The organism is Geobacillus thermoleovorans (assembly GCF_001610955.1).
Lineage (GTDB): Bacteria > Bacillota > Bacilli > Bacillales > Anoxybacillaceae > Geobacillus > Geobacillus thermoleovorans.
The window spans coordinates 1,639,943-1,665,195 of record NZ_CP014335.1; the positions used below are offsets into that span (position 1 = coordinate 1,639,943).

A 25,253-nucleotide genomic window follows, 5' to 3' on the forward strand; every position below is an offset into this window, starting at 1 on the left:
TTTCGTGACCGTCAACGGCCATGTTCCCATCTTCTGACTTCCTCTCTGTGGCGATCTTCCCCTCTCATTCTACTAGATCGCCCGGCGGGACGCAAAACAAAAGAACTAGACCATAAATATATTATGTAAATATAACAAAGAAAAAACGAGGCGCTCTCAACCGAAGTTGTCCTCAATCGCCTTGCGAATGAGCGCCGCGCACCGATCAAGCTCCGCTTTGAGCTGGCGTTTGTACAGCTTCGCCTTTTCCTGTCCGCCCTCGGCGAACCGATAGTAAACGACTTCTTGGTACTTCATTCCCTCTTTTTTCTGTTTCACTTGTTTTAAAATGCCGTCTTCGATCAAATCGTGCAGCGCCTTATACACTTCGGAGTGGTTCGGCCGGTAGCCGAACGGCTTGAACTCTTGGCGCAATACATCAAGCAGCTTCAGCCCGTAGAGCCGCTCCTGTTCGGTGAGCGTAATCAAATACAATTTTAAAAACGCACGTTGTTTTAACAGAAAACCGCTGGGCGTCCGTTTTTCTCCCATAGGCTTTTTCCCTCCTTCCCTACGGATGAAATTTCGCTCTTTGGGCGGCCAAATCCTGCTTGTCTTCATTATACCATGCGGGAAAGGAAAAATCCTCTCCCGCTTGGGTTCAATAAAACACGATCGTTTTGTTTCCGTGGATGATGACCCGGTCTTCCAAATGCCACCGAAGCGCCCGGGCGAGCACCGTTTTTTCGATCAGTCGGCCGATCCGCTTTAAGTCGTCCGGATGGTGGCGGTGGTCCACGCGGGCGACGTCCTGCTCAATGATCGGCCCTTCATCCAAATCGTCGGTGACGTAGTGCGATGTGGCGCCAATCAATTTGACGCCGCGCTCATACGCCCGCTCATACGGACGCGCGCCAATAAAGGCGGGCAAAAATGAGTGGTGGATGTTGATGATCCGTCCCGGGAATTCAGCGACAAACGCCGGCGACAAAATTTGCATGTAGCGGGCAAGCACGATGGTGTCGATCTGATAGTCGCGAAGCAGACGGATTTGTTCGGCTTCGGCGTCCGCTTTCGTTTCTTTCGTCACCGGAATATGCACATAAGGGATGCCAAATGACTCGACCGTCTCGCGCAAGTCGGGGTGGTTGCTGATGACAAGGGCGATGTCGGCGATCAGCTCTCCCGCCTGCCATTGCCAAAGAAGTTCAAGCAGACAATGCTCGGCTTTGGAGACAAAAATCGCGATTCGCCGAATGTCGTTGTGCAGCCGAAGCTGCCAACGCATCTCAAATTCAGCAGCGATCGGGGCAAACGCCGCTTCGATCTCTTCTTTTCGCTCGGCGATGTTTGGACAGTCGAACTCCAAGCGGAGAAAAAACGTCCCTCCCTCAGGATCGGTCGAATATTGGCTCGATTCAACGATATTCGCCCCTTGTTCGTACAGAAACGACGTCACTGCCGCGACGATGCCCGGGCGATCTGGGCAGGAGATAAGGATTCGAGCGCGCTGCTCGTAACCTTGCAAAAATGATTGCCAGCGATGTTGGCGAAATGTCGTCATGCGTTGTCTCTCCCTTTTCTTGCTTTTCTTGCAATTCATCATACAAAAAATTCATGAACTTGCCAACAGGGAAGATAACAAAAGAGGGTGTCCCAAAAGGATCGGGACACCCTTTCTTATTACCGTATATAGGTATAAAACAATCATTAAGAAACAATATGTTGTGTTTTGTTAAGAAAAATGACCCTTTTGGGTCATCCCCCTGGCAAGCGAAAAACCTCTCTCAGTCTTTCGTCAAATCGCCGGCCGGGCCGAAAAATTCGTAATGGATGTGCTCCTCTGGCACACTCCATTGTTTTAGGGCACGATAGACGGTTTTCATAAACGGCATCGGGCCGCAGAAATAAAAGTCTGCGTCTTTCGTCGGGATCACGGATTGCATCCATGCGAGGTCGATCCGCCCTTCTTTGCCAAAATGTGGATGGCGGCGATCCTCGTCGGATGGCGACTCGTAACAAATACGGTAAGAAAATGACGGGCGTTCCGCCAACATCCGAAGCTCCTTATCAAACGCGTGCACGCGGCCATTCAAAGCAGCATGCAAAAACGCCGCTGGGCGGGTCGGTTGGCGGATGGCCAACGTATGCGCCATGCTCAAAAGCGGAGTGATGCCGACGCCGCCGCTGATGAACACAACCGGCGTCGTTTTGGACAAATCAAGCGTAAAATCGCCGGCTGGAGCGCTAAGCTCGAGCACGTCGCCCTCTTGGACATGATCATGCAAATAGTTGGAAACAATGCCGGCCGGCTTGTCCGCTGTAGCTGCTTCCCGTTTGACGCTGATGCGGTAATACCCTTTTCCAGGTGCATCCGATAAGCTGTATTGGCGAATATGCGTATACGTCTCGCCCGGAATCGACAGTTTGACGCTCACGTATTGACCCGGCAAATAATCACTGATGGCCTTGCCGTCTTCCGGCTCCAAATAAAACGAAGTAATGACGCCGCTTTCTTTCACCTTTTTCACGACGACAAATCGGCGAAAGTCACGCCAGCCTCCGTGTTTGGCCGCTGCCTCATCGTAGAGCTCTTTTTCCACTTGAATGAAAACGGACGCAATGGCTTCATATGCTTCCGTCCAAGCCGTGATCACTTCGTCGGTGGCGGCGTCGCCGAGCACGTCTTTGATCGCCAGCAACAAATGCTTTCCGACGATCGGGTATTGTTCTGGTTTGATTCCTAAGCTGCGGTGTTTATGGCCGATTTGCCGCACAACCGGCAAAATAGCATCAAGCTGGTCGATATAGCGCGCTGCCGCATACACGGCTGCGGCCAAGGCACGTTGCTGCCGCCCTTGCTTTTGGTTGGCGTGGTTGAAAATATGGAGCAGTTCCGGATGATTGGAAAACATGAGTTCATAAAACCGCTTCGTAATTTGTTCGCCATGTGTTTCCAAGACAGGCACCGTTGATTTCACAATTTCAATCGTTTTTGGATGCAATTTCGTTGTCGTTGTCATGATTTCATCCCCTTGTAAAACATGTATTTTTAATACATCTTTTATTCAACCATGAGCACTGCGAAAAAACAATATTTCAAATACATCTTTAATAAATTGTTCACAATTCTCCGTTCGAATCAGGTGTGGTACAATGGGATCAAGAATGTCGCTTAAAGGTTGTGAATCACGATGCAGTTGACGAACTATACGGAATACGCCTTGCGCGTCCTCTTGTTTTTAGGCGCGCTTGATGAAGAAGAAAAAACGAACATCAAAGACATTGCCGCTGCCTTTTCCATTTCAGAGCATCATTTAAGCAAAATCGTCTATGAGCTTGGCAAACTCGGCTACATTGAAACGATCCGTGGGCGCAACGGTGGAATCCGCCTTGCGAAACGCCCCGCGGAGATTGTCATCGGCGCGGTTGTTCGCGAAACGGAGGAAAACTTGTCGCTTGTCGAGTGTTTTGCCGCCCACGGCAATGAGTGCGTCTTAACGCCGGTATGTCGGCTTCGCTTCGCACTTCACGAGGCGTTAGAGGCGTTTTTGCGTGTGCTGGATGCGTATACGCTCGCCGATTTGCTTGAAGACCGAGCGTCGCTTCGTTCTTTATTGAAAGAGCGGCGCGGTTGAGAAAACTTTCTGGCTATAAGCTGGAGAGTTTTTTGGCGTTTGGCAGGCACACGATCACTAAGCATCGCTCTACGGAAGGAAGACGCGGGATGATGCGAAACCAATGGCGGCCTTTGCGCGGGATGTGGCGGCAAGAACGATCATCAGTTGGAAAAACGAAACCAGTCGTCAAACATGGGCGGCGGGATGAATACGTCCGGCACCGGCCGATCACATCCCCTTTGTTTGCCACAAGACGAAGAATATATTAAGATTAGAAAGGTGTGAAAACATCTGCATGACTAAAGGAGGTCACAATGAAACACGAAGGAAGCGCTTTGCCACCTTACTTGCATATGGACAATGGAGAGCTTTGGCTCACCGAAGATGATCGCGACAACTTAAAAATCAGCTATCGAATCAAAGAGGTGATTTTTGCCGAGCCGTCCGAGTACCAGCATGTGATGATTTTGGATTCGTACGATTTTGGCCGCATGCTCGTACTCGATGGCGTCGTGCAAACGACCTCGATTGACGGCCATATTTATAACGAAATGATTTCGCACGTGCCGCTGCAGTTTCATCCGGAAGCGAAGCGGGTGCTCATCATCGGCGGCGGCGACTGCGGCGCAGCTCGTGAGACGGCGAAATACGCTCATCTTGAAGCCATCGATATGGTGGAAATCGACGAAAAAGTCGTCCGGGCGTGCAAAGAGCATTTGCCAGCCGTCTCCGGCAACTTATCGGATCCGCGCGTGCGGTTTGTTTATGATGATGGCGTCGTGTTTGTGCAAGAGAAAGAAAACGTCTACGACGTCATTATGATCGACTCGTCTGACCCAGTCGGCCCGGCGGAAGCCTTGTTTTCACCGGAGTTTTACGCCAACGTCCATCGCGCGTTGAAAGCAGACGGGCTGATGGTCTGCCAAAGCCAGTCGCCGATTTTCCACTTGGATATTTTGAAACGGACGTACCGCAATATTCGCGAACTGTTCCCGCATGTGCTTGTGTACACCGCGGTGGTGCCGACGTATCCAGGCGGACTGTGGAGCTTTACGATCGGCTCGAAACGGCCGCTCGATTTTCCGGCGCAGACAACCATTCCAAACGACACGAAATACGTCAATGATGCGGTCTTTCGCCAATGTTTCGCCTTGCCCGAGTTTTTGCGCTCGGCGCTTGAGGTGGAATAACGGCTTGGCATGGAAAAAGCTGTCCCTGCTTTGTGAGGGGACAGCTTTTTTTGTGTCATTTGAGTGATCTTTCTATTATTCCACCCGCTTTCTTGTTTCATTGCGCCGGTGGGTTGTGGGTCAGTGCCCGCTTAGCAAGCCATTGAAACGTCAAGTCATCCGCCGGCGGGTTGTGCAATCCAGCACGGACGTCACGGTAATGCCGCTGAAGCGGATTGTCAGCAAACAAGCTTTGTCCGCCGACAATGCGCATCGCCCAATCGACGACTTCAAGCGCGGTATTGGTGGCGACCAATTTGGCTGTTGCCAACTCCTCTTTCATCGCCATCCGTTTTTCCGGATAGCGATCCCATAAGTCGGCGACCGCGTACAGGAAATGGCGCGCATGGGTGAGGCGCCATTCCATTTCAGCGATTTTCCGCTGCACTTCGGGTGTTAGGGCGATTGGGTGAGGCAGGGTATTAGGCTGGTACGTCTTGGCAAAGCGAAGCGCCTCATTGCGCGCCGCAATGGCGATGCCTAAGTAACAAGCCGGCACGTGCAACAGCCATCCTTGCGCCGGAGCGGCTTCGTTCGCTTCTCCAAGCGTCTCTACGAGCGCCTCTTGGTCGACTTCGACTTCTTCAAGAACAAGATCATCGCTGCGCGTCGCCCGCATGCCAAGCGTGTTCCACGTCGGCTCGATGCGGATGCCTGAAGCAGACATCGGCACGAGAAATTCACCGACCCGACCGTCTTCCATCGTGGCGGAAATCAATACGTAATCGAGCGCAGGGGCTAACGATGCAAATGTCTTTCGCCCCCGAAGCACCCAGCGGCCATGGCGAAAGACGGCCGTCGTTTCCGGTTTACCGCCGCGCGCCGGGCTGCCAGTTGTCCGTTCAGAGTGGGCGCTGTTGATGAGCGCGTGGCGGCAAACGACTTCATTCGCCAAACGGGCGAGAACGGGCTCCGGCCAGCGGCGGAGCAAAAATAAACGCATGAGAATGCTGGCGTGCCAACCAAACGACAATGCCGTTGCCCCAGAGCCTTGGGCGATCGTTTCTTGCACGAGCACAAGCTCATAAAGCGATGCCCCTTGGCCGCCGTATTCAGTCGGGACGGTCAAGGAAAGGAATCCAGCCTCTTTTAAATCGGCAAAATCGGCAAATGGAAACGTTGCCTGTTCGTCATCATGCGCTGCCCGTTGGACAAATCGTTCCGCAAGGCGGCGCGCTTGGTTGTACAATTGTTGCTCCCGATCGGTCCGCACAAGCAAATGGTACAATTCGTTCATCGGTTCTCCCCTTCTTTTGGTCAAGATGCCTTTATTGTACCGAGTTCTGGCTAGGACTGAAAACAAAAACGCACGGGAAAATGACCGTCCTTGCTCTCGGAAGCTTAAAAGAGAAAGAAATGCCGAATGTACCGATCATCGTCACGGTGGACGAACTCATTTTTCCCAGCATCGTACTCGTATTCCTCCTGCCAGCGGCGGCCATAGCGGGCGATTTGACGGACGGCGCGGATGATCGCATACACTTCTTCGTTCGTCATCGTAGGATGGAGCGACAGACGCACCCATCCTGGTTTGGCAAGAGGATTGCCGTTTTTGACTTCTTGAAGCAGCGCAGCGGATTGTTCCTTGTCGATGCCAAGCAAATAGTGGCCGTATGGTCCGGCGCAGGAACAGCCGCCGCGCGCTTGAATGCCGAAGCGATCATTCAGCAGTTTGACAACAAGGTTGTAATGCAATCCATCTATGACAAATGAGATGATGCCAAGACGGTCGTCCCGATGTCCTTCAAGCACGCGGACGCCGGGAGTGCTTTTTAGCGCCGGCAAAAGAAGGGAAACAAGTTCCTTTTCGCGGGCGCGCATCTGTTTTACGTTCATTTGCTCTTTCAGCTGGATGGCCAACGCTGCCTTGATGGTTTGCCAAAACGGCGGTGTTCCGCCATCTTCGCGTTCCTCAATGGCTTGGATGTATTCATAGTTCCCCCACGGGTCAGTCCAGTACACCGTCCCGCCGCCGGGGTGATCCGGAGCGTGCTGATGATAAAGCCGGCTGTCAAAGATGAGCACGCCGGCGCTTCCCGGCCCCCCGAGAAACTTATGGGGAGAGAAATAAATGGCATCAAGCTGCTCCATTGGGTCGTCCGGATGCATATCGATGCGGACGTACGGAGCGGAAGCAGCAAAATCAACAAAGCAAAGGCCGCCATGCTCGTGCATGATTTTCGCCAGCTTATGATATGGGGTTTCCAACCCCGTGACGTTCGAGCAAGCAGTAAATGCACCGATTTTTTGCGGCCGATCTCGGTAGCGCTCCAGCAGCTCGCGCAAATGGTCAAGATCGACATCCCCGTTCTCTGTCGGCCGGACCGCCACGACTTCCGCGATGGTTTCCACCCATGGCAATAAATTTGAATGGTGCTCCATATGGGTGACAAAAACGACTGGCCGCTCCTCATCATGAAGGGACAAGCGGCGCTTCCACCGTTCCGGTACGCGCAAGCCAAGCAGACGCTGCAGCTTGTTGACGGCGCTTGTGGTCCCGGCGCCTTGCATGATCAAGACATCGTTTTTCCCGGCATGAACGTGCTGTTTGATGATTTCTTTTGCATAGCGATAGGCAAGCGTCGTTTTCGTTCCGGTCACATTCGATTCCGTATGCGTGTTGCCGACAAATGGACCGAGCTCATGCGTCAGCTTCTCTTCAATCGGCCGGTACAGCCGCCCGCTTGCCGTCCAGTCGGCGTAAATAAGCCGCTGTTTGCCAAACGGCGTAGAAAACGGATGAAAGCGGCCGATCGTTCCATCGCGAAACGGCTGAAAATACGTCTCAAGCTCTCCGCGGCATGTATACACCGCATTGCCGATCACAGCGTGAATGGCCATGTTGATTCCCCCTTTCCGCCATTTCGTCTATTTACAAAGTATGTCGCCTTCGGTGGTTCGGTCCAAAAAACGTGGGAAAGTTGAAAATGAAAAATCCGCCGTACAGGCGGATGATATTCCACTCCCTTTTTTACTCCTTTTTTTTGCACGATAACGGCGAAATCGTTTCCCCCACGGACGGCGCAAGGTATTCGGCAAGCATGGTCCGCAAGTCATCGGGCAATGGTTCGCTCGTTTGGGTTTGGAAATTAAAATGGACGACCGCTGCCTCTCCGATGGCGATCAGTCTTCCTGTTTCCTCTTCCATGATGCGATGAATGCATTGAAAGCTTTTATTGCCGATCCGGGAGACATTGGTTTCCACGCGCAATCGTCGTCCGAAGAATCCTTGGTTGATAAAATCGCACTTGGTGGAAGCTAAAATAAAATGCCAGTCGTCCGTTCGCCCGCCGTAACGCAATTCATCAAACAGGCGGGTGCGCGCTTCTTCTAAATAAATAAAATAGCTAATGTTGCTTAAATGTCCGAGCGCATCAGTTTCACAAAAGCGTGGATTGACGGTAATGATGTGCGTCTTCATTTCTCCCTCTTCCTTTCTTGCCTTTTTTTGCCCCTTTCGCCCACAATATTCGTTTGGGTGAGCATGGGGCGGGAGCAAGTTTGATTTGTAGCTACCAACTAGTCAGTATGTTGTTTTTATCATACTCCGATTGATTGGGATATGCAATTGTTTTTTTGGGTTATTGATTATTTAGAACATTGTTTGTGACATGAAATATTGTCGCGAATCCAGTACGTTGCACGAAAGGATGAAAATCTCTTTCAATTAAGTTGAATTTTTGGTTTACACTTCGCCGATTGCCTGACACATTAGATTGCATCCGCATGTATCGAAGTGCAAATGGTAACGAACAATTGGAACCTATATAGTTTTGACATTTTCAGGGTAGATAAAAAAGCCCGGCGAGGGCAGACGGGGCGTCTGCGGTCAACCGGCCCAAAGCGGCAAAAGAACGTATCCTGCAAGCGACACGCCGGCGCAAAGGAGAGAGAGGCGCAATTTGTATTTCGCATAGCTCATCAAGTCCATATCCATAATGGCTGCCGTTGTAATCGTCGTATCGCCAAGCGGCGAAGCAAAGGCGCCAAACGTCCCGCTCGCAAACACGGCGCCGACTGTCACCTCGAGCGGCGCCCCGGTCGCATGGGAAAGCGTGACGCCAAGCGGCATCAAAATGCCCCACGTTCCCCATGAAGAACCGATAAAGTATGATAAAAACGATCCGACCAAAAACACGGCCGCTGGCACGAATGCCCCCGGCAGCCATGTGCCGAACGTCGACGACACGTACTCCGCAAATCCGAGTTCCCCCGCCACCGCCGAGACCGCCCATACGAGAACGAGCATGCCGATCGGCGCCATCAGCTCGTTTCCTCCGGCAAAAAAGTGGTACGTCAACTCTGAGAGCGATTGTCGGCGCCACAAATAAAACATCATCGACAAAAGGATGGTCACAAACAGCGCCAACAGCATCGCCCATGTCGCATCGGCCGCGGAAAACGCCTCCCACCAATTCTCTGCCCCGCGTTTCCTCCCGTCGTACACGAAAAAGGCAAACGTCAGCGCGATTAACAGCGCCAGCGGGACAAACAAGTGCAACGGCTCCCCGTTGATCAGCGCCAGCTCCTTGCGCAATCCGAGCCCGTGCAGTGTATTCGTTTCCCCTTCTCCTTTTTTCGCCCGCGGTTTGCCGATCCGGATGTTCAACATCGTCGTCAACACCCCGACGGCCAGAGCGACAATCGCAAACAAGTTGTACGGCAGGCTGCGCAAAAACACGTCATACGGCGATTCGTGAATGTCGTTTTGCTCAAGCGCCGCGGCGACAACAGAAGTCATAAAGCCGACGAACGCTGTCGCCGCTGGCAAAAGCACGATGATCGGCTCGGTCGAGACGTCGATCATGTACGCCATGCGGCGGCGGTCGATGCGAAACTGGCGAAGGACCGCTTTCATCACTGGTCCAAGGAGCATAATGCGAAACATCGGCATAAAAAACGTCACCGGCACCGTCAGCCAAACGAACAACAAAATCCCCCGCTTCGAGCGGATGCGGCCGGAGAGTCTCTCGACAAACCCTTTGATCCCGCCGGTAATTTGCATCATGCCGACAAGCGAACCGAACAAATACAAAAACGCGGCCACCTTCATATGCTCCGGATCGGTCAGGGCGTGAAGAACAGCGGAAACAGCGCGCTCAATCGCGCCGACAGCCGACCACTCAAGGCAAAACGCTCCGACGAGCAATCCGGCCACGAGGCCGGGCAAAATTTCTTTCAGCCATACCGCCAACGGAATGATGAGCAGAAAAGGCAACAGCGACCACCATGTTCCTTCCACGTCGGCGCCTCCTTTGCGATGATGTTGTTACCAAGAAGGATAGCCATAATGCAGTTTTTTTATGATTTTCATTGATGATTTAGAACATAGTTTTATTTATAAAATTTATGTTGCCCGCGCAAACAAAAAAAGCCGCGCTGCAGTTTGCAGCGTGGCCCACATTTCCATCCGCCCCGGGCTGACTCCCAAACAACCTGGGGCACAGAAGGCGTTGTCATTTCCGGCGCGCAAAATCGACAAATCGGAACTTGTCGAGCCGGTGACGCGATTCCGTGTATTGAAACAATGCAGCATTGCTTAAATACACATAGTTTTTGACGACAACGACGCGGTCATCGCCATGCAAATCCAAATAGCGCCGGTCTTCGTCCGTCGCTTCGTCGACCGATATTTCTTTTTTCGCAAAGCTGATCGGCAAATGCAGCTTCGTTTCCAAGTATTCATAGATCGAGTCTTCGCAAATTTCTTTGGTCAATAGCGGCACATGCTTTTTCAGAAAAAAGTCTTTATCCAAAATAATCCGCTCTCCGCCGATTTCCCGGACGCGCACGACTTTCCACACTTCGTCTTTGCCTGAGGCGCGCAGATGCTGCCTGAGCTCGCGATCCGGCTTGATGATCGCCAGTTCATGCACGATCGTCCGCACCGGCTGCTTCATCGTCTGCGCCAGTTCTTTAAAGCTGACCAATCCGGATACGGGAAAGTCATATTTGCCGACGTCAAGGACGATAGATCCTTTTCCTTTCATTTTTTGGATATAGCCGTGCTCGGACAACAAATGGAGCGCTTTGCGAATCGTCTCGCGCGATGTCTCATACCGGGCGGCCAGCTCGTGTTCCGATGGCAGCTTGTCGTACGCCTTCCATTCTCCGCGGCGGATGCGGGAAATGAGGTCATGGTAAATGGTTAAATATTTGTTTTCATGCATAAGAATCACCGCTTGTATTGTATCACGACCGGCGCAAAAGATAAACAACCGATTCGTATGGGCGCAGCTGCATGCGGCGAAAATCGGCCGGCGCGTCCGAATAATTGGCAAGCAGCAGTTCTCCCGTATAGCCATCGGCTCCTGCTTCTTTCGGCAGCGTGAACGTCGTTTCGATTGGATAAAAATTGTTGACAACAAGCAGCTTTTCTCCATCGCCATGACGCATATAGGCGAAAATATGCGGATCGTCCGCAAGCAGTAGCTCATAGCGCCCGGTCGTAATGAGATCATACTGTTTGCGCAGCTCAATGAGCCGCTTATAGTGGTAGAAAATCGAGTCGCGGTCGGCGAGCGCCTGTTTCACGTTAATGCGCCGGTAGTTGTCGGCGACGCGAATCCACGGCGTCCCGGACGTGAAACCAGCATGCGGGCTGTCGTCCCATTGCATCGGCGTGCGTGAGTTGTCGCGCGATTTTCGCTGCAAAATTTCCATCACTTCTTGCTCGCTTTTGCCTTGTTCTCGCAAAATCCGGTACATGTTGAGCGACTCAACGTCGCGGTAGTCGCGAATATCGGTGAATTTCGGATCGGTCATGCCGATTTCTTCGCCTTGGTAAATATAGGGCGTCCCTTGCATCAAATGGATCGTCGTCGCCAGCATTTTCGCTGACTCTTTCCAATACGTCCCGTCATCGCCATAGCGCGACACGATGCGCGGCTGATCGTGGTTGCACCAAAAGAGCGCATTCCAGCCGCCGCCTTCATACATCCGGACTTGCCATTCGGACAAAATGCGTTTTAAGGCAAGGAAATCAAATGGGGCGACTGCCCATTTTTCTCCGTTCGGGTAATCGACCTTCAAGTGGTGAAAGTTAAACGTCATATTGAGCTCGTGGTTTTCCGGGTTCGTGTAGCGGATGCAATGATCGATCGTCGTCGACGACATTTCCCCGACCGTCATGACGTCATATTTCGAAAACACTTCGCGGTTCATCTCTTGCAAAAACTCATGAATGCGCGGTCCGTCCGTATAAAAGCGGCGCCCGTCCCCCGGCGGCACCGAACCGTCATCATCCGGGAAGCGCTGGTCTTTTGACAACAAGTTGATGACGTCAAGCCGAAAGCCGTCCACTCCTTTTTTGAGCCAAAAATGCATCATGTCATAAATGCGGCGGCGCAGCTCTTCGTTTTCCCAGTTCAAGTCCGCTTGTGTCACATCGAACAAATGCAAGTAATATTGGCCGGTTTGTTCGTCGTATTCCCACGCCGAGCCGCCGAATTTCGATTGCCAGTTGTTCGGCGCTCCGCCGTCCGGCTTCGGGTCGCGCCAAATGTAAAACGAGCGGTATGGGTTCGTTTTCGAGGAGCGCGCCTGCTGAAACCATTCATGGTCGGTTGAGGTATGGTTGACGACCATGTCCATCACCAGCTTCATGCCGCGCGCATGCACTTCGTGAAGCAGACGGTCAAAATCGTCCATCGTTCCGTATTCGTGATGGATGCGGAAATAATCGCTGATGTCATAACCGTTGTCGCGCTGCGGCGACGCGTAGATCGGCGTCAGCCAAATGACATCGACACCCAATTTTTGTAAATAATCAAGCTTCTCGATCACGCCCGGCAAATCGCCAATGCCGTCTCCATTCGTATCGTAGAAGCTTTTCGGATAAATTTGATAAACGACCGCTTTTTTCCACCAAGGGGTTGTTGACATCTCTCTTCACCTCGTTCGTCGGGATAAAAAACATACCATTGGCATCGGCGGCCAATGGTACGGGCGGGAAATAAATGATTTCGCACATCGTTCTCTTGCTTCCACACACGGCAATCATGAGCGGGCGGCTTTACGCACTTTCCCAAAGACAAACGTCAGCGCAAACGGCACCGCAATCGCGATCGCCATGCCGATAAAGAACGGCGTCCACTTTTGCGGCACGATCGACAAGAAACCCGGCAGGCCGCCGACGCCGATCGACGGGGCCATCACTTTATTGATCGTGATGAACATGCCAGCGATTGCCGCCCCTGTCATCGCTGCGATAAACGGGAAGCGAAAGCGCAAGTTGACCCCGAACATCGCCGGTTCCGTGATGCCTAAATACGCGGAAACAGCCGACGTAAACGACAAACCGCGCAGCTTTTCCTCCTTCGCGACAAACATCATCGCCAACGCTGCCGAACCTTGGGCGATGTTTGACATGACCAAAATCGGCCAAAGGAACGTGCCACCGGTATTGGCAATCAGCTGCAAGTCAACCGGCAAGAACGTATGGTGCATCCCGGTGACGACAAGCGGCGCATACAACGCTCCATACAACAATCCTCCAAGAGCCGGAACCGTGTCAAAAATCGTGACAAACAAGTGGGTAATGGCATTGCCGATCGCAAATGTGATCGGCCCAATGGCGATGAACGCCAAAAAGCCCGTAATGAGCAACGCAAGCGGCGCGACAAGCAACAGCTGAAACGCATCCGGAATGCGCTTGCGCAAAAACAGCTCCAGCTTCGCCAGCACGTAGGAAGCCACCAGCACCGGCAGCACTTGTCCTTGGTAGCCGACTTTTTGCACTTCAAAGCCGAACAAGTTCCAAACTGGAATCTCTCCTTTTTCTTTCGCCGCTCCCCAGCCCCAAGCGTTGAGCAAATCTGGGTGGACGAGCATCAAACCAAGGACAATCCCTAAGAGCGGGCTGCCGCCGAATTTCGTCACCGCCGACCAGCCGATCAAACCGGGCAGGAAGACGAACGCCGTATTGGCGATCAAGTTGATCATGTTCGCCAAATCGGCCCATTCTTTGTGCACCTCGACAAACGATTTCCCTTCGTAAAAAATGCCTGGGCCTGTCAAGACGTTGTTAATCCCCATTAACAAACCGGCCGTCACGATTGCCGGCAAGATGGGAATGAAAATATCAGCCAGCGTCTTAATCGCGCGTTGCAGCGGATTGAGCTTCGCTTCCGCAGCGTCTTTAATCTCCTGCTTTGTCGCCCGGCCGATGCCCGTCAGCTCGATGAGGTCGTCATACACTTTATCGACAAGCCCTTGGCCGATGACGACTTGAAACTGGCCGTTTGCCGAAAACGACCCTTTGACGACATCGATGCGCTCAAGCGCTTCCTTATTGACTTTTCCTTCCTCTTTGAGCGCAAACCGAAGCCGCGTCACACAATGCGTGGCGGCGACGATGTTTTCTTTGCCGCCGATGGCTTCAACGATTTGCGCGGCTGCTTGTTGGTATGCCCCCATGATGAACGCCTCCCTTTTCTTTCCTTAACAACGACCGCTATAGCGTTAAATCGCTTTCAGCAACCGGTTGCAAACAAACTTGTATATACAACCTGAATTCATTTTATCTTGTATATACAAGTTTGTCAACATCTTTCGATGACCTTCTTCATTTTTCGACAATAGTTGTTGTTTTTTTACTAACTTCCACTTCTTTTGTTATGTTTTGTCAAGCGGCAGGAAAATCAACGACCGAGTAGGAAAATAAAACATAACGCAAATCAATGCCAAAAGACGAGAAAGGATGAGGAAATGCGATGAAAACCTATACACTCCGCGAAGCAGCGAAAAAAATCGGGGTCACCGCCCGCGATTTGAAACAATGGGAAAAGCAGTTCGCCGGATCGATTGCCGTCCCACGCACAACCGAGGGGGCACGCATGTACACCGACGAGCTGATCGACCGGTTTCGCCATATCCGCACTTGGCTTGAGGACGGCCGCCATCCGCGCGAAGTGGCTGAAATGATCAGGCAAATGGACGGACAACCGGCAGAGCGAGCCAACGAGACAGCCGCTCAAGTGGAAACAGCCGTCATGGAAGGGGAAATCATCGATGTGCCCCGCCTGCTGCATCAAGGGATGCCATACATAGCCGAGCAGTTGGCGGCCCGCTTAAAAGACGATATCGTCGACGCCTTGAAACAGGAAACGACAGCCACGGTCCGGCAAGCGATGGATGAGGTGAAAGGCCGCCTTGACTACATCGAGGAGCAAACGACGGCAGCTGCCGAAACGGTGCGCCGTTCACTCCGCGATTACGAGGACGCATGGCAGCAAAAAACGGAACAGCTGCATGAACATTTGGAAACGGTCGTCGCGTTCTGTCAAGAGGAAAAAGTAAGACAGGAAGAGGAGCGAAAACAGCTCGAACTGCGCATTTTAGAACGGGAAAAAGCGTTTCGCGAGCTCGTGTTGTCGTTTCGGCAAACCGCTGCCAGCACCAGCGCTGCTCGAACACGGGCAAATAAATGGTGGAAGTTTTGGTGAAGACAATTTTGGCATCAATGTGACAAGGGCACCCGTTTTGGATGCGCCATACCTCCGTCAAAAATCAAAAAAGGGCCCCGCCAAAACGCGGGCCCCTTTTTGCGTCATATTCGGCGGCTCTCGGCCGCATGTCGTTTGATGGCTTCGATCAAGTGCGCTTCTTCTTGTTTGGTGACATGGAGGCGGACGCCATAATAGTAGGCGTGGACAAACGGTCTTTCCCAGACAAGCTGCCCCCGCAGCGTAAAGGGGGCAGCGTTTAGCCAAAACGAGATGTCAACCAGCGTTCCCCCTGTTGAAAAGGGAAGGCGGCCTTCCGTTTCGATTTTCATCCCGTGCGGACTTAGATCGTGAATGTAGACGCTGCGCTCGCCATCGGCTGTGCGCAGTTCGGCCGGGAGCGGCCGGCCAAACTGATGCCGGAACGGTTCTTGACGCTTAAACCTCATCCTTCTTCCCCTTTTCCAAGCAGCTTCGCCGGCTCTTTCCAGACGTCCACCACCGGCCCGGCTTCGTCAGTGTCAACGACAAACGAACCCGTGCTGTAGCGGTCGGAGAGACGAAGGGAAGCGGCTTCGATCGTCTCGACCACCCCTTTTTCCGTCCGCAATCCGACCATTTCCTCATCGCTGCTGACAAAGACGGCGCCGACAACTCGGTGCGGGTTGGATTTCACTTCGCGCACAATCACAACGCCGCGCTTCGCCCGTGATGACGGCTCAAACTCGCTCATCGCCACTTTTTTCACCGCTCCGCGCTGCGTCACGACGACGAACGAGCCCCCCTCTTCTAGGCGAACGGGACACGCAGCGGCGACAAAGTCCCCTTCCTTCAATTGAATCCCTTTCACGCCAGCCGCGCGCACGCCAACAAGGCTGATCTCCTCCTCGGCAAACAAGAGCGCATGTCCATCATGCGTCGCAAGCCAAAGATGGCCGCATCCATCCGTCGCGTAGACGGCGATGACGTCATCATCCTCTTTCACATTAACGGCCACAAGCGGGCGGGTGTAGCGCTGCACTTGGTATTGAGCGAGCTCCGTTCGCTTTACGAGCCCTTGTTTCGTCACAAAGATGAGCTGCTCCCCGGTGTTAAAGGAAGAGACTGGAACAGCGGCGACGAGTTCATCGTCGCGTTCAAGCGGAATGAGATGGGAAATGTGGTGGCCGACCTCTTTCCAACGGATATCAGGGAGCGTATGCACCGGGCAGTATAAATAGTAGCCGCGGCGGGTGAAAAGCAAGAGCACATCGGTCGTATTCATCTCGAGCTGGGCGAGCAGCCGATCCGTTTCCTTCATGCCCATGTCTTGACCGTTTGAGGCGCTGTATGAACGATAGCTCGTCCGCTTCACATATCCTTCTTTTGTCACGGTGACGATCACGTCTTCCGCCGGAATGAGCGCCTCCACCTTCACTTTCAGCTCTTCAATCTCCTCTTCAATCACCGTCCGCCGCTCATCGGCATATTGCTTTTTCATCGTCTTCAGCTCTTTTTTGATGACGCCAAGCAGCTTCTTTTCATCTGCGAGAATCCCCGTAAGTTCCGCAATTGCTTGATCCAGTTCTTCCGCTTCTTGACGCAGCGCCGTGATGTCGGTGTTCGTCAACCGATACAGCTGGAGCGTCACGATCGCCTCGGCCTGCGCTTCGGTGAATCCGTAATGAGCCATCAGCCGTTCTTTGGCGTCGCGCTTGTCGCTTGAAGCCCGAATTGTCGCAATCACCTCATCCAAAATGGAAAGCGCCCGAATCAAGCCGTCGACGATGTGCTTCCGCTCATTCGCTTTTTTCAGCTCAAAATGCGAGCGGTTGGTGACGACCTCTTTCCGGTGGGCGATGTAGGCATCCAACAGCTCCGGCAAACTCATCAGCTTCGGCCGGCGCTCATGGATCGCCACCATGTTGAAGCTGTACGGCACTTGCAAATCCGTATTTTTGTACAAGTAGTTGAGAATCGCTTCCGCATCGGCGTCTTTTTTCAATTCGATGACGATCGACAGCCCGTTCCGGTCCGTTTCATCGCGCACATCGGCGATGCCGTCGAGCTTTTTGTCGAGGCGAAGCTCGTCAATTTTTTTCACTAAATTCGCTTTGTTCACTTCATACGGCAGTTCCGTGATGACAATGTGCTTTTTCCCGCCTTTTCCCTGCTCGATGGCGGCTTTGGCGCGGATGATGATTTTCCCGCGGCCGGTCTCATACGCCTTGCGGATGCCGTCTTTCCCTTGGATGATGCCGCCGGTCGGAAAATCGGGGCCAGGAAGAACCGTCATCAGCTCGTCAACAGTGCAATCCGGCCGGTCGATCCGCATCAAGACGGCGTCGATCACCTCGCCAAGCGCATGCGGCGGAATGTCGGTCGCATAGCCGGCCGAAATCCCGGTCGAGCCGTTCACCAACAAATTCGGAAACATCGCCGGCAGGACGGTCGGCTCATCGGTCGTATCGTCAAAGTTCGGCACAAACGGAACAGTTTCTTTGTCAATATCGCGAAGCAATTCGGCGGCAATCGCCGACAGGCGCGCTTCCGTGTAGCGCATCGCCGCCGGCGGGTCGCCGTCGATGCTGCCGTTGTTGCCGTGCATCTCCACCAGCACGTTGCGCAGCTTCCACTCTTGGCTCATCCGCACCATCGCTTCATACACCGATGAGTCGCCGTGCGGATGAAAGTTGCCGATCACGTTTCCAACCGTTTTCGCCGCCTTGCGAAACGGTTTATCAGCCGTGTTGCCATCGATGTACATCGCATATAAAATACGGCGCTGCACGGGCTTCAACCCGTCGCGCGCATCTGGGAGCGCCCGGTCTTGGATAATGTATTTGCTGTAGCGGCCAAAGCGGTCGCCAAGCACGTCCTCTAACGGCATTTCCAGCAATCGTTCTGCCATCGTCATTCTCCTTTCCTAACACATCAGCACCAAAAAGGCGGCGCCTTTTCACGCCGCCATCAGCCGATCCATCCCGGTTCCTCTTCGAGCCCGAAGGCGACGTGCGTTTCGATCCATTTGCGGCGCGGCTCGACTTTGTCGCCCATGAGCGTCGTCACCCTCCGTTCGGCGCGGGCCGCATCTTCAATGCGCACGCGGATGAGCGTACGCGTCTGTGGGTTCATCGTCGTTTCCCATAATTGATCGGCGTTCATTTCGCCGAGCCCTTTATAGCGCTGAATCGTATAGCCGCGGCCCATTTTTTTCGTAATTTCTTTCAGCTGCTCGTCCGTCCACGCATATTCGACGATTTCGTTTTTGCCGCTTTTTTTGCTGATTTTGTAAAGCGGCGGCAAGGCGATGTACACTTTTCCCGCTTCAATCAGCGGACGCATGTAGCGGTAAAAAAACGTCAAAAGCAGCACTTGAATATGGGCGCCGTCCGTGTCGGCATCGGTCATAATGATCACTTTGTCGTAGTTGACATCATCGAGCGAAAAGTCAGCCCCGACGCCGCCGCCGATGGCGTGGATGATCGTATTGATTTCCTCGTTTTTCAAAATATCGCCAAGTTTCGCCTTTTCCGTGTTGATGACTTTTCCGCGCAGCGGAAGCACCGCCTGGAATCGACGGTCGCGCCCTTGTTTCGCCGAACCGCCCGCCGAATCGCCTTCAACGAGATAGAGCTCATTTTTTTGCGGATTGCGCCCTTGCGCCGGCGTCAGCTTGCCGCTTAAGAGCGCCTCTTTCCCTTTCCGCTTTTTGCCGCTTCTCGCCTCTTCGCGCGCTTTGCGGGCCGCTTCACGCGCCTGATAGGCCCGGATCGCTTTCTTAATGAGCATCGCGCTTACGTCCGGGTTTTCTTGCAGAAAGTACATCAGCTGCTCGGACACCACCGCATCGACGGCCGAACGCGCTTCGCTCGTTCCGAGCTTTCCTTTCGTCTGCCCTTCAAACTGCAGCAAGTGCTCTGGGATGCGCACCGAAACGACCGCGGACAACCCTTCGCGAATATCGGTTCCTTCCAAATTTTTATCTTTTTCCTTGAGCAAACCGACACGGCGGGCGTATTCGTTAAAAACGCGCGTCATCGCCGTTTTCGCACCCGCCTCATGCGTGCCGCCGTCTTTTGTGCGCACGTTGTTGACAAACGACAGCACGTTTTCCGAATAACCGTCATGAAACTGGAACGCAAACTCGACTTCAATGCCGTTTTGCTCGCCAGCAAAATAAACGACCGGGTGGAGCACATCTTTCTCCTCATTCAAATAGGCGACAAACGCTTCAATTCCGTTTTCATAGTGGAACACCTCGCGCATGCCGGTCCGTTCGTCAACGAGTTCGATTTTCAGCCCTTTTAACAAAAACGCCGATTCGCGCAGCCGTTCACTCAATGTTTCATAATCGAAGACTGTCGTGCTGAAAATCGTTGGGTCCGGCTTAAATTGAATGATGGTTCCGGTTTTGTTCGTTGTGCCGATTTTCTCTAGCGTCGTCACCGGTTTGCCTCCATGCTCAAACCGCTGCCGGTAAATGAAGCCGTCGCGATGAATCGTGACGACCAGCCATTCTGATAAGGCGTTGACAACCGACGCCCCGACTCCGTGCAGGCCGCCGCTCGTTTTATAGCCGCCTTGGCCGAATTTGCCGCCGGCATGAAGCACGGTCAAAATGACTTCCGGCGTCGGCTTGCCGAGCTTATGCATCCCGACCGGCATGCCGCGCCCCTCATCCAAAACCGTGATGCTGTTGTCTTTATGTATTTGCACGAAAATGTAGTTTCCGTATCCGGCCAACGCCTCATCGACCGAATTGTCAACAATTTCATAGACAAGATGATGCAAGCCGCGGCTGTCGGTGCTGCCAATGTACATCCCCGGCCGCTTCCTGACTGCCTCGAGCCCTTCCAACACTTGAATGGCATCTTCGTTATATTCGTATGTCGCATGCTTTGCCACAAGGCCACCCCTTCCTACAAAAACAAGAACACCTGTTTCTATTGTACCACAAACTTCCCGACTGTCCATTGCCTTTTGACATCCCCCGACAAATTCGGACAAGTGCGACAAAAAAACGAAAGGACCATCTCGAACAAGATGGCCGTTTCATGGATTAAGATTAAGCACGCTTGGTGAGCGCATGTTCCACTTTAATGCAGCGATCCATAATGACCGTGTAGCCTTTTTCTTTCAAAAAGCGATACGCCTCCTCATTGACGACGCCAAGCTGCGCCCAAAACACGTCGGCATCGATTTGCACAAACTCGCGGGCCAGCTCGGGCAAATGCTCAGAGCGGCGGAACACATCGACGATGTCGACATGGCCTTCGATATCGGTTAGTTGATCAACCGCCGGAATGCCTTCCCACTCATCGATCATCGGATTGACCGGAATGATTTCGTATCCAGCGTCTTTCATCGCTTTCGCCACCATATACGACTCGCGCTCCGGATTGTTGGACAACCCAACGACGGCAATCCGTTTCGCCTTGCGCAAAATTTCACCGATTTCTTCCCGGCTTGGGTTGACAATGGACATCGAGGTCTCTCCCTCCTTTATTCTCCTTTTTGCTGTACTATATAGATGCAATTTAAAGCTTTAACATTTTTCGTTTTTACCGATCATTTCATCCGACTGTCGAGTGACCGAACAACACCGCTTAAAGACCCATGAATGGGTCTTTAAGCGAGTCGTTGTTCGGTCTTCCGTCACGCCTTAGCGTGACGGAGGCAAGCCTATGGCTTGCCTTCGACAGTCAAAAATGGATGAGCCACTTTTCCGTCAAGGATATGTGAAACGATTTCGTTGCATCTATATAGTTTCGCTCCAGCCAGATCAAAATCCTGCCCAGCCAATAGAAAAAGGAAAAAATCATCGATCTTTTTTGCACAGCGCCCACACCCCCTAGGCCGGCCACAACAGACGCAAACTTGAACATCATATTCATCGCCTACGCATCGATCCGCTTTCTCGTCCGCATCCAGACATTCTGTTTGCTGGCTGTCCGAACATGGATGGCCTGCTGCCAGTTATTTTATGTTCCACCCGGCGTACACCCCAGCTAAAAAAACGGTAGTCATGGCAATCGCATGGACGATCATCCATCCCCACCGGCCGTAGCGGAAAGAGGAAGCCGCAAGCGGAGAGCGCGCTTTTTGGGGGACGATTTTTCCGCCCATCCACTCAAAGAAAAGCAAATACAGCCACCAGGCGGTGTATGAATCCCACACATCCCACTGTTCCTTATAATCAATCAGAGGGAGCGGCGATACAAGAGCAACCAACTCGAACAACATAATCAACTGCACCATCGCAAAGTAAAACGGCAACTTCCATGCCCAGCTTTCCGGACTGTACTTGACTCCAAACAAAACGAAAAACGGAATGACGGTTGCCATTTCAACGAGCGGAATCGGTGTATAAGGAACGAGCTTAACAGGGAAGGAGTAAAAGCCTGCATAGACAAACGCAAGGCAAAGAACGATGCCTGTCACCGCACTGAATGCATACAAAACCGCATATCTCCGTATATGCCGTTTGGCGATCCAAAAACTTCCCGCTATACTCAACATGACCGCTGCCAGTTCCACCGTCCAAACAACAGGAAGAGAAAACGTCATCATCGATCCTCCCTAACCCATTTCCCACTCCCTAAACGCTGTCTCAGACAGCACTGTTAGTATAATCCAAAGTGTGGAATTTATTCCGGCGCCCTCACCGGCTTTCCACCCCATCAAGCTGTCTAGCATGGCTTAACAAATGTGCTTCGTGCAAATTTATTATTATTGATGAAAAAAGGGGGTGTCCCAAAAGGACTGGGACACCCTCTCTCATCGCTATATATAAGCACCAGCCGCTTCTCTGTCACACTATATATTGTGTCTTTCTTGAGGAGAGATCGCCTTTTGGGTCAGCCCCTTTCATGGATCGGACTGCATCAAACTTTCAAGAATCTCCGAAAAAAGAAATCATTGCGCAACAAACGCTAAAATTTTCCCGAACGAAAAATCGAGTAAAGCAGCCAACCGAACAGAAAAGCGGACGCGCCTAATCCGATTTCAACAGCAGGAATCTTCCACAGCAGCGTCGACGGCCGCCCGAGCGAGGAAGCGATCATCAGCCCGGCAAGGACGATGCTCAGCGAAAGAAGAACGATGCTAAACGACAGCCGGTTCGTAATCTGATCGAGCTTCTTTAGCAGCGTTTCCAAATCAGGCGCCGTGATTTCCAGCCGAAGCTTGCCATGCCGCATCATTTTCGTCCATTCCTTTACGCTGTCCGGCAAGCGAAGCAGCCATTCACCGTAGTCGAAAATCCGTTTCCACGCCGTTTCCGCTACACGGTCAGGCCGAAGACGCTCTTTCATCAGCTTTCTCCCAAACGGTTCGGCCACATCCATGATGCGAAACTGCGGATCAAGCGTCTCCACGACCCCTTCGACCGTCAACAGCGCTTTCCCTAACAGCGTCAAATCGCTTGGGATGCGAATGCCATGGCGAAATGCCACCGAAAGCAAATCCTCGACGGCTTCCCCAAGACTGATCTCACCGAGCGGGACGCGGTAGTATTTCTCCCGCAACTCGTCAATATCATCGCGCAATTTTCCTTCATCGACTCCGTCAGGAACAATTCCTAAACCGTAAATCGCACCCAACACCCCATCCGTGTTTTGCCGCATTAAGGCGATGATGAGTGAAGAAAGATGATGTTTGACATGAGGTCGAAGGCGGCCCATCAAGCCAAAGTCAATGAAGGAAAGCGTTCCATCGTCAAGAACAAATACATTGCCAGGATGAGGGTCGCCATGAAAAAATCCATGCTCAAACATTTGTTTAAAGGTTGCTTCAGCCAAACGCTCGGCGATCGTTTTTAAGGAGTGGCCGTTCGCTTTCAACCGCTCGATCTCCCCGAGTTTGATCCCTTCGACATATTCCATCGTGAGCACTGTTTTCGTCGTATAATCCCAAAACACCCTCGGGACATACACCGACGAATCGCCGGTAAACTGCCGTGCAAACCGTTCCGCATGGCGCGCCTCGACTGTATAATCCAGCTCCTGCCGCAATGAGCGCACCAATTCATCGATGATCTCAGACAATTGGTAGGTTGCCGCCCAATCGAGACGGCGTTCCGCCAGCACGGCCAAATCTTGCAAAATTTCCAGATCCGTCTCCACCCGCGCAGCGATGTGCGGGCGCTGCACTTTCACCGCCACGGCCTGTCCGGAAGGAAGAACCGCCCGGTGCACTTGTCCAAGCGAAGCGGCAGCGAGCGGCATTTCCTCAAATGAACGAAAGAGTGTTTCCAGCGAACTTCCAAACTCCGCTTCGACAATCCGGCGGACATCGGCAAACGGAAACGGCGGAACTTGGTCTTGCAGCTTTTCGAGCTCACTGATGATCGGAGCGGGAATCAAATCCGGCCGTGTGCTAGCAATTTGCCCGAGCTTCACGAACGTCGGGCCGAGCTCCTCGAGCACAAGGCGGAGCCGCTCCCCAACCGTTTTTCCTTCCTTTTTCCCTTGCTCCGCTCTCCATCGCGGCGGCAACGAAAGAAACGACGAAAAGCCGAGCTCATCGACGATCATCCCGAATCCGTGCCGAAGCAAGGAGGCGGCGATTTCGTGATACCTTCCGATATGGCGCATCCGTTTTCCGATCATCGAGACATCTCTCCTAAGGCGGCAAAAAGCGAGCGGACAGGCCGCATCGGTTTACTGCCCGCTTTGTTCCTTTTCTTCAAGACGGCGGATTCGCTCCTCGAGCTGCCGCACGTCTTCTTTCGTCGCCAAGTCGAGTTTATCGATCACCTGCTTGATTTGCTCGCGTACAAGCCGCTGCACTTCCGTTTTCCGCGCTTCGGTCTGCTGTTTCCATTGATCGATCACTTCCTTCGATTCGTCAAGCGACAATTCCCCTTTTTTGACTAACTCGTCAATGATTTTTTCCACTTGTTCTTTGCTTGCAATCGCCAATCCCAGCCCGAATGCCAATCCTTTCTTCAAAATGCTCATTCGTTTGTAGCCTCCTTGTGCCATTGTGTTTTCCTTATTGTACCATTCTTTGGCGATCCATGTCGAGCTAGACGGCAGCTCTTTTGTATAGGAGACAGGTCGATGCGGCATGCTATCGTTGGACAACGATTCAAAGGAGGGGTTTGATGGCCGACGAACCATTGCATTACGGAGAAGACTATCATTTTATTCACGCGACATCGGCAGCAAGCGGCCTCGGCGTCAGCGTGCTGCCCGATTTGTACTGCCATACGATCCAAATCGTGAACATTTGTCTTGTCGGCCGCCCGGACGACCACGCGTTTGTATTGGTCGACGCTGGCATGCCGGGATCAGCCGATGACATTGTTTCAGTCGTGGAAGACCGCTTTGGCAGCGGCAGCCGCCCGCAAGCCATTGTTTTAACCCACGGCCATTTTGACCACGTTGGAGCGATTGTTGAGCTTGTCAAGCATTGGAATGTCCCGGTGTATGCCCATCCGGCTGAACTGCCGTATTTGACTGGAAAGGCGAGCTATCCTGAACCTGACGCTTCCGTCGAGGGCGGCTTCATCGCCAAAATCTCGCCGTTTTTTCCGAACGAGCCGATTCAATTAGGCAACCGCGTCCAGCCGCTCCCTGCGGACGGCACCGTTCCGCACTTGCCGGAATTTCGCTGGATCCACACACCGGGGCACACGCCAGGCCACATTTCGTTATTTCGGCCGCGCGACGCCGCTTTAATCGCCGGCGACGCGTTCGTCACCGTCCGCCAAGATTCACTGTATAAAGTGTTGACCCAACAAATCGAAATCAGCGGCCCGCCGCGCTATTATACCATCGATTGGCGCGCCGCCCGCGAGTCGGTGCGCAAGTTAGCCGCACTCTTTCCGTCAGTCGCCATCACCGGACACGGTGCTCCTGTCGCCGGCAAAGAGCTGCGTGAAGGGTTGACAAAACTCGCCCGTGATTTTGACCGTATCGCTACCCCTGATTATGGGAAGTACGTCCATTAGGCAAACGGACTATCGTTCCGTGAACGGCTTCTAGTTTTGTTTG

General features: G+C 52.8%; 21 protein-coding genes. 4 read left to right on the plus strand and 17 right to left on the minus strand.

Going from position 1 to position 25,253, the window contains the following annotated elements; all coding sequences use genetic code 11:
- Positions 1–156 precede the first annotated feature (156 nt).
- The 3 genes from GT3570_RS08225 to hmpA all read right to left on the minus strand — a co-directional run bounded on the left by GT3570_RS08225 (position 157) and on the right by hmpA (position 3,002).
- Positions 157–531, minus strand: a complete 375-nt coding sequence (locus tag GT3570_RS08225) for a replication termination protein (RefSeq protein WP_011231227.1) — start codon at positions 529–531, stop codon at positions 157–159.
- 109 nt (positions 532–640) lie between these two features.
- Positions 641–1,543, minus strand: a complete 903-nt coding sequence (purU, locus tag GT3570_RS08230) for a formyltetrahydrofolate deformylase (RefSeq protein ID WP_014195843.1) — start codon at positions 1,541–1,543, stop codon at positions 641–643.
- Between the two features lie 223 nt (positions 1,544–1,766).
- Complete coding sequence (hmpA, locus tag GT3570_RS08235) at positions 1,767–3,002, minus strand: NO-inducible flavohemoprotein (protein ID WP_020279469.1); 1,236 nt, start codon at positions 3,000–3,002, stop codon at positions 1,767–1,769.
- A gap of 171 nt (positions 3,003–3,173) precedes the next feature.
- Here hmpA and nsrR point away from each other — a divergent pair, with 171 nt between their 5' ends.
- Positions 3,174–3,617 (plus strand): nitric oxide-sensing transcriptional repressor NsrR, encoded by a 444-nt coding sequence (nsrR, locus tag GT3570_RS08240; protein WP_011231230.1) that lies wholly within the window; start codon positions 3,174–3,176, stop codon positions 3,615–3,617.
- A gap of 296 nt (positions 3,618–3,913) precedes the next feature.
- The gene (gene speE, locus GT3570_RS08245) at positions 3,914–4,789 is read left to right on the plus strand and encodes a polyamine aminopropyltransferase (protein WP_011231232.1); all 876 of its coding nucleotides are present in this window, start codon (positions 3,914–3,916) and stop codon (positions 4,787–4,789) included.
- A gap of 97 nt (positions 4,790–4,886) precedes the next feature.
- Here speE and GT3570_RS08250 read toward each other — a convergent pair whose 3' ends face one another.
- From GT3570_RS08250 to treP, 7 genes are all read right to left on the minus strand, one after another.
- On the minus strand, positions 4,887–6,065 hold the full coding sequence (locus tag GT3570_RS08250) for an acyl-CoA dehydrogenase family protein (RefSeq protein ID WP_011231233.1): 1,179 nt from the start codon (positions 6,063–6,065) through the stop codon (positions 4,887–4,889).
- Positions 6,066–6,169: 104 nt separating this feature from the next.
- Positions 6,170–7,669, minus strand: coding sequence for an aminotransferase class V-fold PLP-dependent enzyme (locus tag GT3570_RS08255; RefSeq protein ID WP_014195845.1), 1,500 nt, complete (start codon positions 7,667–7,669; stop codon positions 6,170–6,172).
- A gap of 130 nt (positions 7,670–7,799) precedes the next feature.
- On the minus strand, positions 7,800–8,249 hold the full coding sequence (locus tag GT3570_RS08260; RefSeq protein WP_011231235.1) for an acyl-CoA thioesterase: 450 nt from the start codon (positions 8,247–8,249) through the stop codon (positions 7,800–7,802).
- Positions 8,250–8,657: 408 nt separating this feature from the next.
- Positions 8,658–10,070: a Na+/H+ antiporter NhaC family protein gene (locus GT3570_RS08265; RefSeq protein ID WP_011231236.1), complete on the minus strand. Its 1,413-nt coding sequence runs from the start codon at positions 10,068–10,070 to the stop codon at positions 8,658–8,660.
- 214 nt (positions 10,071–10,284) lie between these two features.
- Complete coding sequence (gene treR / locus GT3570_RS08270) at positions 10,285–10,998, minus strand: trehalose operon repressor (RefSeq protein WP_062898621.1); 714 nt, start codon at positions 10,996–10,998, stop codon at positions 10,285–10,287.
- A gap of 22 nt (positions 10,999–11,020) precedes the next feature.
- The gene (gene treC / locus GT3570_RS08275; RefSeq protein ID WP_014195848.1) at positions 11,021–12,712 is read right to left on the minus strand and encodes an alpha,alpha-phosphotrehalase; all 1,692 of its coding nucleotides are present in this window, start codon (positions 12,710–12,712) and stop codon (positions 11,021–11,023) included.
- Between the two features lie 114 nt (positions 12,713–12,826).
- On the minus strand, positions 12,827–14,245 hold the full coding sequence (gene treP / locus GT3570_RS08280) for a PTS system trehalose-specific EIIBC component (protein ID WP_011231239.1): 1,419 nt from the start codon (positions 14,243–14,245) through the stop codon (positions 12,827–12,829).
- Between the two features lie 296 nt (positions 14,246–14,541).
- Between treP and GT3570_RS08285 the strand changes: the two genes are divergently transcribed.
- Positions 14,542–15,273, plus strand: a complete 732-nt coding sequence (locus GT3570_RS08285; RefSeq protein WP_011231240.1) for a MerR family transcriptional regulator — start codon at positions 14,542–14,544, stop codon at positions 15,271–15,273.
- Positions 15,274–15,377: 104 nt separating this feature from the next.
- On the opposite strand, the gene GT3570_RS08290 is transcribed toward GT3570_RS08285, so the two are convergent.
- The 7 genes from GT3570_RS08290 to GT3570_RS08325 form a co-directional block, all read right to left on the minus strand.
- Positions 15,378–15,722 (minus strand): PilZ domain-containing protein, encoded by a 345-nt coding sequence (locus GT3570_RS08290; RefSeq protein WP_025039128.1) that lies wholly within the window; start codon positions 15,720–15,722, stop codon positions 15,378–15,380.
- Positions 15,719–18,163 carry a DNA topoisomerase IV subunit A gene (gene parC, locus GT3570_RS08295; protein ID WP_023634528.1) on the minus strand — a complete coding sequence of 815 codons (2,445 nt, stop codon included), beginning with the start codon at positions 18,161–18,163 and terminating at the stop codon, positions 15,719–15,721. The genes GT3570_RS08290 and parC overlap by 4 nt, the downstream gene beginning before the upstream one ends.
- 59 nt (positions 18,164–18,222) lie before the next feature.
- Positions 18,223–20,160 carry a DNA topoisomerase IV subunit B gene (gene parE / locus GT3570_RS08300; protein WP_011231243.1) on the minus strand — a complete coding sequence of 646 codons (1,938 nt, stop codon included), beginning with the start codon at positions 20,158–20,160 and terminating at the stop codon, positions 18,223–18,225.
- 160 nt (positions 20,161–20,320) lie between these two features.
- Complete coding sequence (locus tag GT3570_RS08305; protein ID WP_011231244.1) at positions 20,321–20,740, minus strand: CoA-binding protein; 420 nt, start codon at positions 20,738–20,740, stop codon at positions 20,321–20,323.
- 491 nt (positions 20,741–21,231) lie between these two features.
- Positions 21,232–21,822 (minus strand): CBO0543 family protein, encoded by a 591-nt coding sequence (locus GT3570_RS08315; protein ID WP_021322623.1) that lies wholly within the window; start codon positions 21,820–21,822, stop codon positions 21,232–21,234.
- 365 nt (positions 21,823–22,187) lie between these two features.
- A complete protein-coding gene (locus GT3570_RS08320; protein ID WP_014195854.1) occupies positions 22,188–23,864 on the minus strand; it encodes an ABC1 kinase family protein in 1,677 nt (558 codons plus the stop codon).
- Between the two features lie 51 nt (positions 23,865–23,915).
- A complete protein-coding gene (locus GT3570_RS08325; RefSeq protein WP_011231247.1) occupies positions 23,916–24,215 on the minus strand; it encodes a phasin family protein in 300 nt (99 codons plus the stop codon).
- Between the two features lie 146 nt (positions 24,216–24,361).
- On the opposite strand from GT3570_RS08325, the gene GT3570_RS08330 reads away from it, so the two are divergent.
- Positions 24,362–25,210: an MBL fold metallo-hydrolase gene (locus GT3570_RS08330; protein WP_011231248.1), complete on the plus strand. Its 849-nt coding sequence runs from the start codon at positions 24,362–24,364 to the stop codon at positions 25,208–25,210.
- Positions 25,211–25,253 lie beyond the last annotated feature (43 nt).